Source organism: Pseudarthrobacter sulfonivorans (assembly GCF_031454915.1).
GTDB lineage: Bacteria > Actinomycetota > Actinomycetes > Actinomycetales > Micrococcaceae > Arthrobacter > Arthrobacter sulfonivorans_C.
This window is the reverse complement of record NZ_JAVDRS010000004.1, coordinates 303,387-319,765: the sequence shown is the minus strand read 5'-3', so window position 1 is coordinate 319,765 and position 16,379 is coordinate 303,387. Positions and strand designations below refer to the sequence as shown.

The 16,379-nt window shown below is 65.2% G+C and carries 15 protein-coding genes and 1 pseudogene; 7 read left to right on the top strand and 9 right to left on the bottom strand.

The features are described from left to right. Positions 1 to 78: 78 nt before the first annotated feature. Together J2808_RS11810 and J2808_RS11805 are read right to left on the bottom strand one after the other, a co-directional pair. Positions 79 to 1,356, bottom strand: a complete 1,278-nt coding sequence (locus tag J2808_RS11810; RefSeq protein WP_309816404.1) for an MFS transporter — start codon at positions 1,354 to 1,356, stop codon at positions 79 to 81. Positions 1,357 to 1,561: 205 nt separating this feature from the next. Further along, positions 1,562 to 2,263, bottom strand: coding sequence for a DUF4386 domain-containing protein (locus J2808_RS11805; protein WP_309816401.1), 702 nt, complete (start codon positions 2,261 to 2,263; stop codon positions 1,562 to 1,564). Between the two features lie 90 nt (positions 2,264 to 2,353). On the opposite strand from J2808_RS11805, the gene J2808_RS11800 reads away from it, so the two are divergent. After that, positions 2,354 to 3,031 (top strand): TetR/AcrR family transcriptional regulator, encoded by a 678-nt coding sequence (locus tag J2808_RS11800; RefSeq protein WP_309816398.1) that lies wholly within the window; start codon positions 2,354 to 2,356, stop codon positions 3,029 to 3,031. Here the strand turns inward: J2808_RS11800 and J2808_RS11795 are convergent. Both J2808_RS11795 and J2808_RS11790 read right to left on the bottom strand, forming a co-directional pair. After that, positions 3,020 to 3,736 carry a DUF2306 domain-containing protein gene (locus tag J2808_RS11795; protein WP_309816397.1) on the bottom strand — a complete coding sequence of 239 codons (717 nt, stop codon included), beginning with the start codon at positions 3,734 to 3,736 and terminating at the stop codon, positions 3,020 to 3,022. The genes J2808_RS11800 and J2808_RS11795 overlap by 12 nt on opposite strands. Positions 3,737 to 3,958: 222 nt before the next feature. Then, positions 3,959 to 4,597, bottom strand: coding sequence for a hypothetical protein (locus J2808_RS11790; protein ID WP_309816394.1), 639 nt, complete (start codon positions 4,595 to 4,597; stop codon positions 3,959 to 3,961). Between the two features lie 235 nt (positions 4,598 to 4,832). Between J2808_RS11790 and J2808_RS11785 the strand changes: the two genes are divergently transcribed. Together J2808_RS11785 and J2808_RS11780 are read left to right on the top strand one after the other, a co-directional pair. After that, entirely contained in the window at positions 4,833 to 6,179 is a 1,347-nt protein-coding gene (locus tag J2808_RS11785) for a GmrSD restriction endonuclease domain-containing protein (protein WP_309816392.1), read from the top strand. A 41-nt stretch (positions 6,180 to 6,220) separates the two neighbouring features. After that, positions 6,221 to 6,886 carry an excalibur calcium-binding domain-containing protein gene (locus J2808_RS11780; protein ID WP_309816390.1) on the top strand — a complete coding sequence of 222 codons (666 nt, stop codon included), beginning with the start codon at positions 6,221 to 6,223 and terminating at the stop codon, positions 6,884 to 6,886. 1,008 nt (positions 6,887 to 7,894) lie between these two features. On the opposite strand, the gene J2808_RS11775 is transcribed toward J2808_RS11780, so the two are convergent. Continuing rightward, entirely contained in the window at positions 7,895 to 8,458 is a 564-nt protein-coding gene (locus tag J2808_RS11775) for a dihydrofolate reductase family protein (RefSeq protein WP_309816387.1), read from the bottom strand. Positions 8,459 to 8,626: 168 nt separating this feature from the next. Between J2808_RS11775 and srmL the strand changes: the two are divergent. Then, positions 8,627 to 9,386, top strand: a pseudogene (srmL, locus tag J2808_RS22280) (PheS-related mystery ligase SrmL). 130 nt (positions 9,387 to 9,516) lie between these two features. Then, positions 9,517 to 9,945, top strand: coding sequence for an ASCH domain-containing protein (locus J2808_RS11760; RefSeq protein ID WP_309816382.1), 429 nt, complete (start codon positions 9,517 to 9,519; stop codon positions 9,943 to 9,945). On the opposite strand, the gene J2808_RS11755 is transcribed toward J2808_RS11760, so the two are convergent. The 4 genes from J2808_RS11755 to J2808_RS11740 all read right to left on the bottom strand — a co-directional run bounded on the left by J2808_RS11755 (position 9,946) and on the right by J2808_RS11740 (position 13,693). Next, complete coding sequence (locus tag J2808_RS11755) at positions 9,946 to 10,155, bottom strand: hypothetical protein (RefSeq protein ID WP_309816378.1); 210 nt, start codon at positions 10,153 to 10,155, stop codon at positions 9,946 to 9,948. Positions 10,156 to 10,674: 519 nt separating this feature from the next. Then, on the bottom strand, positions 10,675 to 11,124 hold the full coding sequence (locus J2808_RS11750) for a hypothetical protein (RefSeq protein WP_309816375.1): 450 nt from the start codon (positions 11,122 to 11,124) through the stop codon (positions 10,675 to 10,677). Between the two features lie 145 nt (positions 11,125 to 11,269). Then, on the bottom strand, positions 11,270 to 12,064 hold the full coding sequence (locus tag J2808_RS11745; protein ID WP_309816373.1) for an alpha/beta fold hydrolase: 795 nt from the start codon (positions 12,062 to 12,064) through the stop codon (positions 11,270 to 11,272). Positions 12,065 to 12,073: 9 nt separating this feature from the next. After that, positions 12,074 to 13,693 (bottom strand): serine hydrolase domain-containing protein, encoded by a 1,620-nt coding sequence (locus J2808_RS11740; RefSeq protein ID WP_309816370.1) that lies wholly within the window; start codon positions 13,691 to 13,693, stop codon positions 12,074 to 12,076. Positions 13,694 to 13,904: 211 nt separating this feature from the next. Here J2808_RS11740 and J2808_RS11735 point away from each other — a divergent pair, with 211 nt between their 5' ends. Together J2808_RS11735 and J2808_RS11730 are read left to right on the top strand one after the other, a co-directional pair. Beyond that, positions 13,905 to 14,798 carry a VOC family protein gene (locus J2808_RS11735; protein ID WP_309816367.1) on the top strand — a complete coding sequence of 298 codons (894 nt, stop codon included), beginning with the start codon at positions 13,905 to 13,907 and terminating at the stop codon, positions 14,796 to 14,798. Between the two features lie 199 nt (positions 14,799 to 14,997). Next, positions 14,998 to 16,362, top strand: a complete 1,365-nt coding sequence (locus J2808_RS11730; RefSeq protein WP_309816364.1) for an MFS transporter — start codon at positions 14,998 to 15,000, stop codon at positions 16,360 to 16,362. The last annotated feature ends 17 nt before the right edge of the window (positions 16,363 to 16,379 follow it).

Here is a 16,379-nt window from a genome sequence, read left to right as displayed (position 1 = left end):
CGCCCAGGGCAGTCAGCGGCAGCCCCTGGTCCTCAAGGTCAGTCACGCGCGGTTCCTCCCTCCGTCGTACTTCTTCTCTCAGGGGAGCATACTGCCTGACTTGGTTGCGACGACGGGCCCAGGCGCTGCTGCACGCCGGCGGCTGGCGAGGGCGAGGGCAATAACGGGAATCAGGGTCAGCGCGGCGATGATGGTGCCGACGAGGCCGGGACCCGTGGTCCCGAGCGGGGAGACCAGGGCGGCTCCGGCGATGGCGGTGCCCACGGCGGTGCCGGCGTTGAACGCGGAGACGCTGAGGGCGGAGCCGAGGGTTGCGGCTTTCCCGGCGAAGCGGACCGCAAGGTGAATCAGCACGCTGTTGGCGCTGAGGCCGAACAGGCCCAGCAGGACCACCAGTGCGCTCGTCAGCCATGGCGAACCGGACACCAGGCTGATGGCCAGGAGGAGGACGGTGGTCACGGCGGGGGTGATGATGGTGATCGGGCCGGGGTGGGCGTCGCCGAAGCGGCCGGCGAGGAGCGTGCCGATGACCGAGCCGATGCCGAAGCCGGTGAGCACCAGCGGGACCTGGGAAGCTGTCACGCCGGCCTGGTCGATGAGGATCGGGGCGATGTACGAGTAGGCGGCCAGCACTCCGCCGCACGTGGTGGCGCAGGCGGCCAGCGCCAGCCACAGCCGGCCCGAGCGCAGGCCGGCCACTTCGGCACGGATGGATGTGGGGTGGGCGCCGGGGACGCCGCGCGGAATGAGGCGGGCGACGAGGACGGTGGCCAGCGCGGCGGCGGCCGCCAGCGCCCAGAAGGTTCCGCGCCAGCCGACCAGCTGCGCGACGAACGCCCCCAGGGGCACGCCGAGGACGGTGGCGAGGGCACCGCCGGCACCAACGACACCTACGGCCCGGGCGCCTGAGGAGGGGCCCGCGGCGCGGGTGGCCACCACCGCAGAGACTGTCCAGAACGCGCCGGTGGCAAGAGCGCTGACGAACCGCGCCACCAGCAGCAGCGTGAAGTCCTGGCCAAGTGCAACAACGGCATGGGCGGCCACGAACACGATGAGCGCCAGGACCAGCGTCAGCTGCTTGGACATGCGCATCGTCAGCATCGCCATCAGCGGCGCACCCACCACCATGCCGATGGCGAAGACCGTGATCAGCGACCCGGCATGGGCAACGCTGACATCCAGGTCGCCGGCGAGCAGCGGCAGGATGCCGGCCACCACGAACTCGCTGGTGAGCATCAGGAACGTTCCCAGCGCCAGAACGTAGACCACCAGCGGAAGCGGAGGCCGCCGTCGGTCCTTATTGGTCTTGGGTTGGCCGGCCGTAATGCCGTCCTCGATTGTTGCCTGCCCGCGCACGCGAACTCCTCTTTGATGCAGTGGAAAAGTGTCTAGTATCCATTGCAGCCGTTCACTCCTCGGCGAGGAAGGTTGCGTTTATAGGGGTTTAGCCAGTGCCCCCTTTGCCAGGACGTGGGCGGTGGCACCCAGAAGTGCGCCGCCGTCGTGAATTACGACGGCGGCGCACGGCTTGGGAATGCTGCTCGCCTTGGGCGCATAGCGCTCAGTGGATGGTGAGCTTGCGGCCCTTGATCAGGAGCCAGAAGATGAAGCTCGTTTCGCCGATGATGGCGAACAGTCCGTACATCGGGGCGAAGCCCTCAACGAAGGCGACACCGAGCGCGTCGATGATGTACCCGGCGCCGGAGATGGCCAGGAGGACGCCAAAGACTTTGGGAACGAAGGTGGAGCGGAGTTCCAGGTACCCGATCAGGATGAGGTAGAGGCCGAATAGCCCCAGGCTGATGAGCCAGATGGTGCGGAATGATTCGATGGCGAGCAGGGCCTGTCCCGGATCATCGAGCAGGGTGTAGGCGTAGTCCAGTTGGCCGGTGGCCACTGCGAAGAGCCCGGCGAACGTGACCCGCATCCAGGCCGCGGCAGCTGACAGCCGCCGGTTGACGTTCTTGAACAGTGCGTACCATGCAGCGGAGACGAGCACATCGAGCAGGATGACCAGGAAGATGCATACGACGCCGGCGAGGTAGGTCGCTCCCGACTGCGAGATGTCCTGGGCTGTCTTCGCTGCGTCTCCGGGCGTGATGAGGCGTACCACGCCGCCGAAGTAGCCAGCCGTCATCAGGACCACCATGGCCAGCAGGCCCAGCCCTGATACGAGGCTCGCGGTGGCAGGGGACCAGGTGCGGAAGTCCAGCTTCGGGGTGCGCTGGGAAGCGGAAGTGTGGGTGGTGGCGAGGGTGCTCATGACGTCTTCCTTACGTTGTAAGCTTATGATGTAAGTAAGCTACGCCTACGGTGTAAGGTAAGTCAATGGAGCCAGAAGAAAGAGGGGGAAATGCCGGCAAGGAAGATTCAGCGGACTGAAGGCCGGACGCGTTTGAACCGGGACCGTGTCCTCGAAACTGCCATCAGCCTGGCGGACGAGGGAGGGATCGAGAAGCTCTCGATGCGCCGGCTGGGGGAGGAGCTGGGCGTGGAAGCGATGTCGCTCTACAACCATGTCTCCAACAAGGAGGACCTCCTCAACGGGATGATCGATGCCCTCTACGGCGAGATCGAGCTTCCGTCGCATGACGATGACTGGAAGACGGCCGTGCGCAAGCGGTCCGTCTCGGTGCGTGCAGTCCTGCTGCGCCATCCGTGGGCCAACGGGCTGATGGACTCAGCCACCCAGGCTGGCCCGGGCACCCTGCGGCATCATGACAGAGTGCTCGGGACGTTCCGGAACGGAGGGTTTTCCCTGGCCATGACAGCGCACGCGTTCTCCGCGCTGGACAGCTACGTGTATGGCTACGCGAAGCAAGAAAAAGCGCTTCCCTTCGATTCGGGAGAGGAGGCAGCCGCCATGGCCAACGTGATGCTCGCCCAATTGCCGCCCAGCGAGTACCCCTACCTCCATGAACTCATGTCCAAACATGTCCTCCAGCCGGGGTACAGCTACGCCGACGAGTTCACCTTCGGGCTGGACCTGGTGCTCGACGGGTTGGAGCGGGCCAGAGATTCAGAGGGCTGAGGGCGGGGCAACGCGGGCCGGCCGGACAGAGCGGGGCGTTGGGGTAGATCCTTGGGCGCGCCGGTAGATGAAGTATTCGGCCACCGCCAGGCTGAGGACCCACGATGCCCCGATCAGCAGCGCCCGCGTCAGCTCGGTCACCGGTCCCACCAGGACAATCCACGGAATGGTCACCACAACGATGGTCCCCTGGGCAAGGCCGATGGCGTACGCGCGGGACATCCATTCACTGTGCCGGACGTAGTTCCGGCGCCGCACCGCGATGAATCCCAGGATGATGAACGCCACCATGGCGGCCCCGAAGGCCAGCCGCAGGGCGAGGAGAAGCGGGCCGTCCAGGGGCGGGAGGTCGTAGAAAACGGCCATCCACAAACCGGACAGGGCGGCAAGGAGGCCGGTGGGGGCAAGGATGCGGCCGGCAATTTTGTGCCAGCTTGCCCTGCCGTGCTTGCCCCGGCGGAGTGAGGGAACGAACTGGAATGCGCCCAGCACCAGGTACACGGTGACGGTGGGGATGTGGATCAGCACAGGGACCGGCGAATGGAAGAACCGCGCGTTCTCCGGCGTGATCTGGCCTCCCGACAGGTCGGTCAGGCGCACGGCCCCGGCGATGATCGGGACGAGGCTGAGGACGATCAGGGCCGCGGGCACCAGCCACCGGAACCGGGGGTTTTGACGGGAGCGGGAAATGGTTGCAGATGTCATGGGTTCGCTCCAGTACGCATGAACTTCTTTGTTCATGCAGAGGTGAGGGATGGAGGGCCAGAAGTGGCGGCCGGATTGACGATGCCCAGCAGCATCCCTCTCGTACGGCGTACTGACCAACGTACTGCAGCCAGTTGGAATTAGCGATAGCCACGAAGCTCACCCAGAAGTACGACGGCCGCGCCCACGATATCCAGCCTGGCCGCTGCGTAGCCCGCCTACTTAGGTGGAGGACGGCGAAGCGTCGTCGATACCGAAGTGCCAAAGCGCAGCGTCCAGGTCGCCAGCGCGCCAGCCCCGTGAGTCAGCAGCAGCGCGGATCACAGCTGACATGTTTTCGTAGGAGACGTCCTCAATGCCAGCCGCCCGGGCCACTCTCCGTATCCGCACATCAATGGCAACACCTGTCGACAGTCCACTGAGAATGTCGATGTAGTCGAGGGTCTTGGGACCCATATGCCGCACCTCGGCAAGGGCAGAACGGAAAACAGGCCTTGTCGACTGATCAGTGAGCCTGGTTCGGAGTTCTTCGACCGTTTCGATGTCCTGATCCTCAAAAACACGTGTTATTTCTTCTATCTGGGCAAGTCTGCCTGGTGATGGCCACGTGATGATCTCCGAGAGGGTACCGGTTTCGAGTCGCTTCCTGAATCCGCTGGTTGTTTTTGCATCCGGCCACGCCGCCAGGAGAGCGTCGATGCGCGGTTTTACGGTTGCCGTGTAATTTTGCCGGCGCTGCAATGAGGCATCGACGATAATCGCCCCGATCGAAGCCCAACCTCGACTCACCTCAGTCGAGGCGTCGATGCCTTTTGATTCCATGAAGGTCAGCAGTTTGGACATGTCACTAGCAATAGTCATGAGTGAATACTTGCACGCGCAAAGTAGGGTGCTGCACTGCGCGGCAGCCCGCCCATCTCCTTGGAGCCATTGGAGCACGGACTTTCCATCAAGATCGGATCAAGACCCGCTCAACGTTGTCCGAGGTTCGCCAGAGTTTCGGTTTTCCTGGCTTGGGGAGAAATAGGCTCAGCATTTACGTGAAGTTTCAAGAGAAAAGTCAGGCTCAACGTCGAGCCCCGACTATTGGGGAAAAATGTCGAACTATCAGACCCTGTTCGGGTCAGCACCGTCTGCGCCTGTGCCCGGACCAAATTCGCCCCGCCGGCCGCGCGCCTCCACGTTCATCATCGGCGGCATCACAGCCCTCTTTATGATCATCGGTGCCTTCAATGGCGGGTTCGCCGGCGCGCTGGTTGTTCTGGCAATCTCGGCAGCTCTCACCAGCCTGTATGTCCTGGCCACCGGACGCCGTTCCTGGGCGTGGCTCCCGGCGAAGCGGCGGGCCGGGGCCATCGCCCTTGCGGTCTCCTTTGGTCTCTTCATCGCCGGTGCCGCCGCGTTGCCGCGGACCAATACGGATGACCTTCAGGCCTCGTCGGAGTGGAATGCCTCGCCAGCAACCGCCACACCGGACCCTTCCTCCGAAGGTTCGCCGACGCCGTCGTCCGCTCCAACCGCCCAGGTGACGGGCGCCCCTCTCGATCCGGAGACCGCTCAGTCCTTGGCGAACGGCGTCACCGCAGCGGCTCCGCAGACGCAGCCTGTCTTTGCCACCAAGGCGCTCGACCTGCTGGCCACGCTCCCCATCAAGGGCCGCGCGCCCAAGACGGGCTATGACCGCGCGCTGTTCGGGCAGGCCTGGATGGATGTTGACCGCAATGGCTGCGACACCCGGAATGACATGCTCAAGCGCGACCTCACGGCGATCACGTACACCAACAGCGTGCCCTGCAAGGTTCAGTCCGGCAGGCTGGCGGACCCCTACACGGGTACCACCATCAGCTTCCTGCGGGGGAGCGCCACCAGCAGCGCCGTCCAGATTGACCATGTTGTGGCCCTCAGCGACGCCTGGCAGAAAGGCGCGCAGCAGCTGACCATGGAGCAGCGGACCGCCTTCGCCAACGATCCGCTGAACCTGCAGTCGACGGACGGCCCCACCAATATGAAAAAGGGCAACGGCGACGCCGCCACCTGGTTGCCGCCGAACAAGGGCTTCCGGTGCGAATACGTGGCACGGCAGATTTCGGTGAAGGCAACGTACAGCCTGTGGGTCACCCAGGCGGAGCACGACGCCATGGCCAGGATCTTGGGCAACTGCGCCGGCCAGCTGGCACCGACCAATGAGAAAGCGCCGGTTGTGGCGGCGCCCGCGCCGGCGGCAGCCCCGGCGGCGCCTGCACCAGCGGCAGTGGCGCCCGCCCCTGCCCCGGTTGCTCCCGCACCGGCAGTCCCGGCACCCGCGCCCGCAGCGCCGGCCGCCGTCTACTACGCCAACTGCTCGGCGGCGAAGGCGGCAGGCGCCGCACCCATCCTTGCCGGGCAGGCCGGGTACCGGGCCGCGCTGGACCGCGACGCCGACGGCGTGGCCTGCGAAAGCTGACTCTGTTCCATCACTCGTTTCAAATATTCCTAGGGGGAAAAATGAAGAAGACACTCGCAATGGTTGTACTCACCGGGCTCATGCTCACGGGATGCGGTGGCAAGCAGGAGGCACAGCAGCCTAAAACCACCGCTGCTGCAGAGGTTGTAAGTGCTGTCGCGGTTCCAAGCGTGGTGGGCCTAACTCTGGACAAGGCCACGGACCAGCTCAAAGATCTCGGGTTCGACGTCAAAGCTGAGGACACTATCGACGGCAAGATGATCATTGTCGACGAGAACTGGCAGGTAATGTCCCAGGACCCGACGAAGGGCGCCCATGTGGCCAAGGGATCCACCGTCAACCTCGGCGTTAAGTCGCTTGAAAAGATTGCGGAGGAGAAGGCGGCCGCCGATGAGGCCGCAGCAGACAAAGCTGCGGCAGAGAAGGCCGCCGCGGACAAAGTTGCATCCGACAAGGCAGCAGCCGCGAAAGCAGCGGCTGCGAAGGCTGCGGCTGACAAGGCAGCGGCTGCGAAGGCTGCGGCTGACAAGGCAGCGGCCCAGCAGGCAGCCGTGAACCCAGCCCCGGTAGTTCAGGCACCGTCCGCGGCCTACTACGCGAACTGCGCAGCCGCCAAGGCAGCAGGAGCTGCGCCGCTGTACCGGGGCCAGCCCGGCTACCGGGCAGGGATGGATGGGGATTCCGACGGCGTGGCCTGCGAGAGGTAGTCACCGCTAGTCCAGGCCACATGAGTCGCCGAACCGGGGCACTTTGACACGGACACGCCGCGGTTTGAGCCGTTTCGGGGCCGGGTCGCCGTCAAAGTGCCCCACGACGGCGCCCGGCTTGCGGCGAACGCTGCACTCTACGGAACTGGTTGTCGTTGCCCGCCGTCGTGAATGACGACGGCGGCGCTTCAGTTAAGTCCGTGCGGTCGGCTTGCTGCCGTGCTTCAAGTGCGCCCAGAGGCGGTCGCGCTCGGGTCCGGCAAGGAGGGTGGCGTCAAAGGTGCCATCCCGGTCGAAGCGGGAGTATGTGGTGAAGTCATTGTCACCCACCCTTTGATCTCGCCGTTCAGCGACAGCTGCCACACCGCATCACGAAACGGATCCAGACGCGGATCCTTCGGCCAATCTGTTTCGTCGAACCACGTGTCTAACCATCCCATCGTTTCGTTGTAGCAGCCCGGGTTTTCGAGTGTGGAGTTCAGCGGTTCGTGGCGGACGGCGGACCGGCGCGCAACCGGTGCTGGATCCATGGGCAAGCCAGCGATGATGTACCTATGAGTTCAGAAATGCCTATTGCCGTCCGGGCCACTGCCTCTTGGAGGAGGCGTCGGTGGTTGATGACGCGCTGTCGCAGCATCCGCTATGACGCGTTATTTTCGGACGGGCACGAAGAGCACGGCGTCGACTTGAGTTCTGTTCTCCAGGGAGCCCGCTTCCCCGCAGACTATTGGTCTACGCGAGAGGGCGCTATCGATGCCTGTCCGACGGAGGGCACCGGAACATGGGTAGATTACCCCTACGGCCGGCCGCTCTAGTGGGGAAAGTCTCTATGACTTGACCGGGTCCTCACAAGCTCTTCGATGGTTTGTCGGGAGGATAAAAACCGGGGAATCAGGAGTTAGGTGGGAACCAGGAGCGGGCACGGCAGGAACGTCACGATCGCCTCGGAACACAGCAACACGAGATCGTTGGGCGGCGCGAAGCCCATGCTGAATCGACGTCGGGCACTCAGTGCCTGGTCTCGTATCTGGTCAGGACCGCACCGCCGGGAAACGTCCGGGTCTCCACCAGGCTCAGGTTCACCCAGTTGTCCAGGGCTGTGAAGAACGGCGTGCCGCCGCCCACCAGGACCGGGTGGGTGACCATCACGTACTCGTCGATCAGCCCGGCCCGCATGGCCGCCGCGGCGAGTGTGGCACCGCCGATGTCCATGGAGCCGCCGTCGTCGTCCTTGAGCCGGGTGATCTCGGTGACCGCGTCGCCGGTGACGAGTCTGGCGTTCCAGTCGACCGTGCTGGTCGTAGAGGAGAACACCACTTTCGGCATGTCCCGCCAGCGGTGGGCGAATTCGATCTGCGCCGGTGTGGCGCCAGGCTGCTGGTCGGCGGTCGGCCAGTGGGAGCTCATCGTCTCCCACAGTTTGCGCCCGTACAGCGCCAGGTCCGTCGCCCCCACCCGGTCGGACCACCATTGGAACAGCTCGTCGCTCGGCAAGCTCCAGCCGAGGTCGTCGCCGGGTGCGGCGATGTAGCCGTCCACGCTCAGGTTCATGGCGAAGGTCAGTTTGCGCATGGCGTCAGTCTCCCGTGAGTCGGTATTCGTTGTACAGACCAGCGGTTGAGTCGGGGGAGGGAACCACCACTCACATCCGATCCCAAGGACCACCATGCCCAATTACCTCAGCCCCAATGAACTCCATGACGCCCTCAAAGATACTCCCGCTATGTCAGCCCAACGGTCATGCTGCGCAGTCACACCTCCGCCTCCATTCCGTCGCTGCTCCGAGCCCTGGAACCCGGGGAATCCTCGGACGAGCTCTGGGCCATCCCCGGCCTGGTCTACCCGCGCGATTCCATCGACCGCACGCATGTGCGAACGCCGCACCAGGTAGACCTGTGGCGCGTCAGCTCGCGGACAAACCTCGACGGAGGCCACCTCCAAGACATGATCGCGGCCCTGGTACAAGCTGTGCTTCCCGGTGCCCCGTGGCGCGCAGTCCCTGCCGTCCACCCCTACACCGAGCAAGGCCTGCAGGTCGATGTCCTCATGGACGGGGGAATGGCTCGAACTCGCCGAATGCGGTCTCATGGCCCAGCACCTGTTCTCACAAGCTGGCCTGGATCCCACCAAGTGGTCCGGACTCGCCCTTGGAATGGGCTTGGACCGCGCCCTGATGCTGCGCAAAGGCATCCCCGACATCCGGCTGCTCCGGTCCGCAGACACACGCATCGAACAGCAGATGATGGACCTGGCGCTGTGGCAGCCGGTGTCCCAAATGCCGCCCATCCGACGTGACATATCGATCGTCGTTCCCGCGGACATGGACGCGGAAGTATTAGGGGAGCGGCTCAAGATTCGTGAAGGACAGGCCAACGCGCTGGTACGGCTCGTGCTGCGCCCTCTCACCAGGACGATGACAGATCGTCAGGCCAACCAGATCCGCGACGATGTCTACCTAGCCCTGCACGAAGGGCCGGTAAAGGAGCTCATCGCCAGATAGGATCCTTTGTCGGGTGCCGGCAGCACGTGCTCGTGCCGCCGGCACCACGCAAGGGTGCGGCAAATCTGCTTCAGTTGATGGCGCGGGCGCACCATTTGCTGCCAGCGGGCACTACCGAGAGAATCAGGCCATGGACGAGTTCAACAACCTGCCCCGCTCCGAATTCGGATTCCCAGGGCCGTTGCGCGACAGGCTCATTTCCGCGATTCTCGACGGGAGTAAGACTTCCACCACGTCAATGGCAGTGGAGTACCTCGTGGAGGACGGGTCGTTCCCGGAGGCTGGCACCCGGCAGGTTGTGGTCGACTCCGCCGGGAAGGATGTAGCGGTTATCGAGACCACGGACGTCCAGCAGGTCCGGCTTGCCGACGTTTCCTGGGAGCACGCCCGCGAAGAAGGCGAGGGATACGCGTCGGTTGCAGAGTGGCGTGCCGGGCATGAGCGCTTCTGGCACGGCAAGGAGATGCGAGGCTTCCTCGAAAACCCAGGATTCACGGTGGACGACGACACGTTGGTGGTTCTGGAACGGTTCCGCCTGGTCAGAACCGCCCCGGGATGATCAGGGCCAACCGCTCCACTGATCCTGATTGTGATTGGTGGGCGGCGGGTTTTTGTACTCCCGGCCCCTCTGGGACTGCCACTCGCCCTGGTGGCGCGGCGGCCTGGTGCGCCGGTGCCGCCGCTGCCAGATGGAGTTCAGGACAAACACAATCGCCATAAGCACCAGCACGCCGCCGAGACCCACGAGCGTTGCAACACCCTGGTCCATCAGCTGCGCTCCACAGCGATCGTGGTGGGACGGTGGGGACCTTCCTGACCTAATTCAAGAAGACCGATGTCCACGTTCCCTGTCCCGGGCTTAGGAGAGTTGCGCAGCTTGCGCAGTCGGGTGGCTCGGTACTCGTCCCTGGCAAGGAAGTAGGCGTAGGGCGCAAAGAACCCGGAGAGGCCAATGGGCCACAGCGCACCCCACTCGGGTGAGCCCCCATCCCAGAGGGGCGAAGGAACAGCCAGAGACACGTCACGAAGACGGACGCGGAGAAGACCATCAGGATCCCCATGCCCCACCAGGTGCTGACCTGGGCCTGGCCACGTCCAGGACTGAAGCCGATCTCGTCAGCAGGGTAGCTGTGCAACTCCCCGGTACTGGTCTTGCGGAGAATACGCTTCTCGCCGGCTGCGATAGCCCTCTTGTGTTCGGCGTACACGGTGTCGTTGCGCTTCTCACGCTCTCGGTCATAGACCATGATGTTTTTCCTCTGACGTGACGTTGGGTGCTCGGCAGGATTCAGACTTCGGTGCATGCGCCCGCTGGCACGGACGGGTGGCCGAACAGGGCGAAATGCGTTCCGTCATCCTCCATCACGGCCACATAGCTTGGGCCGAAGATTGCAACGGCGGCCTCGCAGATGGCGATCGCGGTCCTGGCAGGTTCGCTGCCGTCGGCACCCCGCGGGTCAACAATACTGGTCTCGATCTTCATCCGGCCGGGTTCGGTGGCCGTTGCGGACTTGATCTCGCCCACCCAGGCTGCGCCCGCGTTCGCTGTTGTGAAGTCCGCGGTCTTGTCGGCACCACTTGTGGCCGCGGGCAGTGATTCCGGGGCCGCCGCAGTCTGGCTGGCCGCCGTGGTCCCCGACGGGGCAGCGAGGGCAGTGTCCACCGGGGATGACGAGGCCGCGCAGCCAGTGAGCAGCAGGGCTGCGGCCACCGCGGTGGCTGGAATAGCTTTGTTCACGGCAGTCCAATGCTCGGCGGCACGCCTGGTGGCGGCGCGCCCCCAAGCCGCATGCGGCCGGGCGGAGGCGTGAACCACCGGCCGTGCCGGACACATAGTCCTCACCCTAACGAAGAACGTGGAAAAAGGCCCTGCCACGTTGGCCTCAGCCCAGGGAACACACGAACGCCGCCGCGTCGTCGGCCACCCGCTCCGGGACCTCCCACAGCACCATGTGTGCCACGTCGGGGTAGACCTTCAGCAGGGACCCGGGGATCCTGGCGGCCAGGGTTTCCTGGTCACTGCGGGGCAGCAGGCTGTCGTGGGCACCCCACAGGATCAGCGTGGGGGCCTGGATTGTGCCCGATTCCGTGGGCGGGGTGGCTTCGCAGAGCCCATTCAGGATGGCTTTCCAGGCGTGGGCGGGCATCCTGAGACCGTCGCGCACGCGGTCCTCGAGGAACCACTGCGGAACGTCGTGCAGCAGGGGAAACCAGGACAGCGAATCCCGGACCCAGCCCTCGTCGAGGGGATCCGTGAGCCGGTCAACGTCGTCGGCGAAGGCGCGCCGGCCGCGGAGGCTCAGGGGAGCGCCCACCAGCACCAGCGCCGCAACTTTTTCAGGACGGACGACGGCGAGCTGCTGTGCGACGTAGCCGCCGCTGGAGGAGCCGACGACGGCGGCGCTCGCCACGTTCAGGGCGTCCAGGATCGCGGCGGCGTCGTCCGCCTGTTCCGCCAGGGAGTAGCCGTCCTCCGGTTTGTCGGCCGCGCCCTGCCCGCGCAGATCCGGAGCGTAAATTTTGTAACCGGTCAGTAGAGGAATGAGGCGGTCAAAGCTCCGCCGGGATTCGCCCCACGGATGCAGCAGCAGGACCGGTTTCGCGACGGCATTGCCATGGACAAGGCACGGCACCCTGATGCCGGTGCGGAGCCTGAGGTTGCGGACTTCGGAGCCCATGGATTCAGGCTACGCCGGGTTAGCCGGAGCCTGAACGGGAGCCGGAGCTGAGCGGGCCACTTGCGGGCTGGACCCCGCCCACAGCGTCGCGAGCAGCCAGACCGTCCGCGGGATCGGCCAGACGATGGCAAGGGCGAGGATCGGCACCAACGAAATGCCGACGTCGGGAAAGTGGCGGACGATGACGGACAGGTGGGTGTCGAACCGGGCCGGGGCGTAGACGAGGCACAGCCACAGGGCGAACCCGTCGAGGGCGAGGGCTGCGGCGCCCCACGCCAACGGAACCCAACGCGTACGGAAGACGGCACGCCGCCGGAGCAGGAACCGCAGCGACAGCCACAGGCTCAGCAACTCGGTCAGCAGCAGCGCCAGGGCCACCGCCCAGCTGTAGCGCTGCAGCCAGTCCTCGAACACCACCGCCGGCACGGGGGACTGTCCGTGGAGGATCCGCAGGATGTTGGTGTCGATGGACTTGAGCCGCGACGGGGCGGCGGTGTCGTTGCCGTTGATGACCAGGGCGACGCCGAGGCCGGACTCCGGAACCGCCGCCAGGTAGGTGTGGCTGTTGCCCCATTCGCCCTGATGCTCCAAAAGCAGCGGCAGCTCCTCCTCCGGGACGGGAGGTGCCGCGGGATCGGCGGACTCCACCAGCGGCCGGGTGAACCACCCCATGGCGTACCCCTTGGCCCCGTCCACCTGCACGCGGGGCTCGAACATCGCCGCCACGCTCCCGGGCTCGAGAATCCGCGCATCCCCGTACCGCCCGCCGTCGAGCAGTGCGGTCAGCTGGTGGCCCAGGTCCTCGGCGGAGGCATACAGGGTGGACGACGGCATCCCGGTGGTGGGTGCGGGCACGTCGGTCTGGCGCCAGAACGAGCCGAACCACAGGGAGTAGCCGGCGGCTGCATTGTCGCCGCGTGCGGCGGCCCGGGTCGGATGGCTGTGGGCCATCTCCAGCGGCCCGAAGACGTGCTGCTTCAGGTAGTCGCCGAACGGCTGTCCGGAGACCGTCTGCACCAGCAGGCCCAGGATGTTGAAGTTGGCGCTGGCGTAGTGGAAGGCCGCGCCCGGCTCGCCGGCGAGCGGGGCACCTGCCAGGGCCCGGACCCCTTCCTCAAGGGCCTCCGGGCCCTGCGCGTCGGAGGCTTCGAAGGCCGTGTCCTTGGACGCCATGCCGCTGGCCTGGTGGAGCAGGTGCCGGACCGTGATGGCGGACGAGCTGCTGCTGTCCAGCGTGAACCAGGGCAGGTACGTCTGCACCGGCTCGTCCAGCCGCAGCCGGCCGGCCTCCACCTGCTGCATCACGGCGATGGCCGTGAGGGACTTGCTGGTGGAGGCCAGCAGCACCGGCGTCTGGGCGGTCATCGGCCGCCCGGAGTCGTCGGCGCGGCCGAACGCGGCGGAGTGCACCTGGACGCCGTCCCGGACGACGGCGAGGGCGGCGCCCGGAATTCCGACGGCGTCGAGCTGCTCCCGCAGGAAGTCGTCCACTGCCCGGTACGCCTGCCCGGGATCCGCGGCCTCAGCGGGCGGCGGGCCGGGTGCGACCGGCGGCGCGGCGCCGCCGAGGATCCCGACAGCCAGGAAGCACACGAGGAGGCAGCGCGCTGACCTGGAAATAGCTCGCATGCCCGCACCTGCTTCGGCTGACCGGTCCCTTCACGGTAGGGCGTAGGCGCGTTCAAAACAATGGAAGCAATGCCGCCGTGGAGGGGGAGGACCCTTAGCTATCATTTTGCCTTTTCACTAGATTATCGATTCTTTATGCGATAGTGTTTTCTAAGTCACGGATCCGTCCGTACAAGATCGGACGGAATCGTTCTACGAGGAGGAGACAAGGATGTCTTGGGGATTGATCAGTGCCATGGGCCACGTAAGCATTCAGACAACCAACCTGGCGCAATCCGTTTTTGACGCAACGCAAATCCTTGGGCTCCGCGAAACCGAGCGCACTCCGGATGCTGCGTACCTCGCGGCTGCGAACGTCCACCACGAACTCGTTTACGTTGAGTCCGACGTCAACGGCGTTGATGGCTTTGGCCTGGTGGCAGCCAGCGGCGATGCGCTGCGGGAGATTCGCCGCCGCGTGGACGCTGAAAACTTCACCATCCTAAGCAACGGGCCGCGCGGCGCAGGCGTCCAGGACGGGTTCTCCTTTATCGGGCCCGAAGGATTCGTCTTCGAAATCTACATCGGGATGCAGGAGGGCATTGCGCTTCAGCAGTCCTTCGGCCCGGACCGCTACGGGCACATCAACTTCCATCCGCGCGACGTTGGCGGCATGATGCGGTTCCTGAGCCGCGTCCTGGACTTCCGCCTTTCGGATGTTATTGGCGACGATTTTGCCTACTTCATGCGCTGCAACCCGGACCACCACGGCATCGCGCTGGTCCGCGGCGAAGGAACCCTGCACCACCACGCCTGGCAAACGCAAAGCATTGCGGACCTTGGCAAGCTCGGGGACAGGCTGAACAAGCTGGGCCGGGAACTGATCTGGGGTCCGGTCCGCCATGGGGCCGGCCACAACATCGCCGCGTACTACGTCGAAAACTCGGGTGCCGTCGTCGAGCTTTACACGGACCTGGAGCAGATCTACGACGACGCCCGGCCGCCGGTCGTGTGGGGCGAAGATGAGAACTGGTACAACATGTGGGGCCAGTACCGCCCCATGGAATTCCGCAGCTTCGGCCTCGCTCCCGTGGACCGCCGATCCCTGAGCAGCCTCCACCGCTGAGCTGTCCGCCCACGTCCAAATTTGTCCCCCGGGGCCCGCGCTCCCGTGCTGAATTAAACACTTTTGGTCCGGTTATGCGTAATCGGCTGGCCTTCCATTGTGATCTGGGTCATGCTTGGAGTTGCGCAGGAAGGGTTGCTTCGGGGACTTGACCAACAACGCTGGGTTAGCCAACCCGCACAGCTTTCGAAAAGAGACTATGTTGAACCCGAAAACCGCCCAAAGGAAAAACCGGCAGTCGGCGAACCTGCCGTCCGGCACGGAACCGGACCAGAGCGGCTCCTTGAATACCAAGGACATGCGCCGGGTCCTCGGCTCCAGCCTCATCGGCAGCATCATCGAGTACTACGACTTCGTCCTCTACGCGACGGCAGCATCGCTGGTGTTTGACCGTGTCTTCTTCGCCAACCTCGGCCCCGGCCTTTCCCTGTTCGCGTCGTTTGCCACGCTGGCAGTCGGCTACGTTGCGAGGCCGTTGGGCGGCATCGTCTTCGGACATTTCGGTGACCGCCTCGGCAGGAAACAGATGCTGGTCCTGTCTATGCTCATGATGGGTGGTGCCACCGTCCTGATCGGGCTGTTGCCCACCACCGCGCAGTTAGGTGTGGCTGCCCCGGTGGTGCTGGTGCTCCTCCGCGTCATCCAGGGTATTTCCGTCGGCGGGGAGTGGGGTGGCGCCACCTTGATGGCCATGGAGCATGCCCCCGCAAAGAAGCGCGGGTTCGCCGCAGCGTTTGCCAACGCCGGCGGACCGGCCGGCGGGCTGCTGGCCACCCTTGCCGTTTCTGCCGCCTCCGCCGCAACCGGGGACCAGTTCCTGGTGTGGGGCTGGCGGATACCGTTCCTGCTCAGCGCAGTGCTGATTCTGATCGGCATGGTGATCCGGCTCAAGGTCGCGGAGACTCCCGTATTCCGGAAGCTCGACGCCGAAGCCGCCAAAATCCAGCGCCCGCCGCTAATGGAGGTTCTCCGCCATCATCCGCGCCTCGTCCTGGTCACGCTGGTGGCCACGCTCGGGTTCTATGCCTGCCAGGGACTGCTGACCGTGTGGGGCGTCTCCGAGGCAGTGGCAAACGGCGTGGACCGCTCCGGCGTCCTGAACTGGAAGGGTGTTGCTGCCGTGGTCACGGTGGGGGTCTGTTTCTATTCGGCGCGCCTCAGCGACAGGATCGGCCGCCGCGCCGTGCTGACCGGAGCCGGCATCGCCGGCATCCTCCTGGCCTACCCGCTTATCCTCCTGGTCAGCAACGGGACCATGTGGGGATTCGCCGTCGCCGTTGTGGTCGGCAACGGGGTGGTCCAAGGAGCACTCGCCGGACCGGTCGGTGCCTATATCTCCGAGCAGTTCCCCACCGGTGTCCGCTACACCGGGGCGTCGCTGTCCTACCAGGGTGCCTCGATGGTCGGGGCCGGCTTCACGCCGATGATCGCCACGGGCCTGGTTTTGGTTGCCGGCGGCAGCGTGTGGGCAGTCGCCGTGTTCTGGATTGCCGTCCTGGCTGCGGGGGTCGTGGCAGTCCGCCGGACGCGTGAAGGCTCCGGCCTCAAACTCGACGCGGTCTAACCGTTCCGCTACGCCTG

Coding starts and splice junctions, on each gene's coding strand:
- J2808_RS11745 (WP_309816373.1), bottom strand. CDS start 12,064: ATGGGCTCCGAAGTCCGCAACCTCAGGCTCCGCACCGGCATCAGGGTG.
- J2808_RS11775 (WP_309816387.1), bottom strand. CDS start 8,458: ATGCGCAAACTGACCTTCGCCATGAACCTGAGCGTGGACGGCTACATC.
- J2808_RS11800 (WP_309816398.1), top strand. CDS start 2,354: ATGCCGGCAAGGAAGATTCAGCGGACTGAAGGCCGGACGCGTTTGAAC.
- J2808_RS11795 (WP_309816397.1), bottom strand. CDS start 3,736: ATGACATCTGCAACCATTTCCCGCTCCCGTCAAAACCCCCGGTTCCGG.
- J2808_RS11735 (WP_309816367.1), top strand. CDS start 13,905: ATGTCTTGGGGATTGATCAGTGCCATGGGCCACGTAAGCATTCAGACA.
- J2808_RS11780 (WP_309816390.1), top strand. CDS start 6,221: ATGAAGAAGACACTCGCAATGGTTGTACTCACCGGGCTCATGCTCACG.
- J2808_RS11785 (WP_309816392.1), top strand. CDS start 4,833: ATGTCGAACTATCAGACCCTGTTCGGGTCAGCACCGTCTGCGCCTGTG.
- J2808_RS11755 (WP_309816378.1), bottom strand. CDS start 10,155: ATGGACCAGGGTGTTGCAACGCTCGTGGGTCTCGGCGGCGTGCTGGTG.
- J2808_RS11760 (WP_309816382.1), top strand. CDS start 9,517: ATGGACGAGTTCAACAACCTGCCCCGCTCCGAATTCGGATTCCCAGGG.
- J2808_RS11790 (WP_309816394.1), bottom strand. CDS start 4,597: ATGACTATTGCTAGTGACATGTCCAAACTGCTGACCTTCATGGAATCA.
- J2808_RS11805 (WP_309816401.1), bottom strand. CDS start 2,263: ATGAGCACCCTCGCCACCACCCACACTTCCGCTTCCCAGCGCACCCCG.
- J2808_RS11740 (WP_309816370.1), bottom strand. CDS start 13,693: ATGCGAGCTATTTCCAGGTCAGCGCGCTGCCTCCTCGTGTGCTTCCTG.
- J2808_RS11730 (WP_309816364.1), top strand. CDS start 14,998: ATGTTGAACCCGAAAACCGCCCAAAGGAAAAACCGGCAGTCGGCGAAC.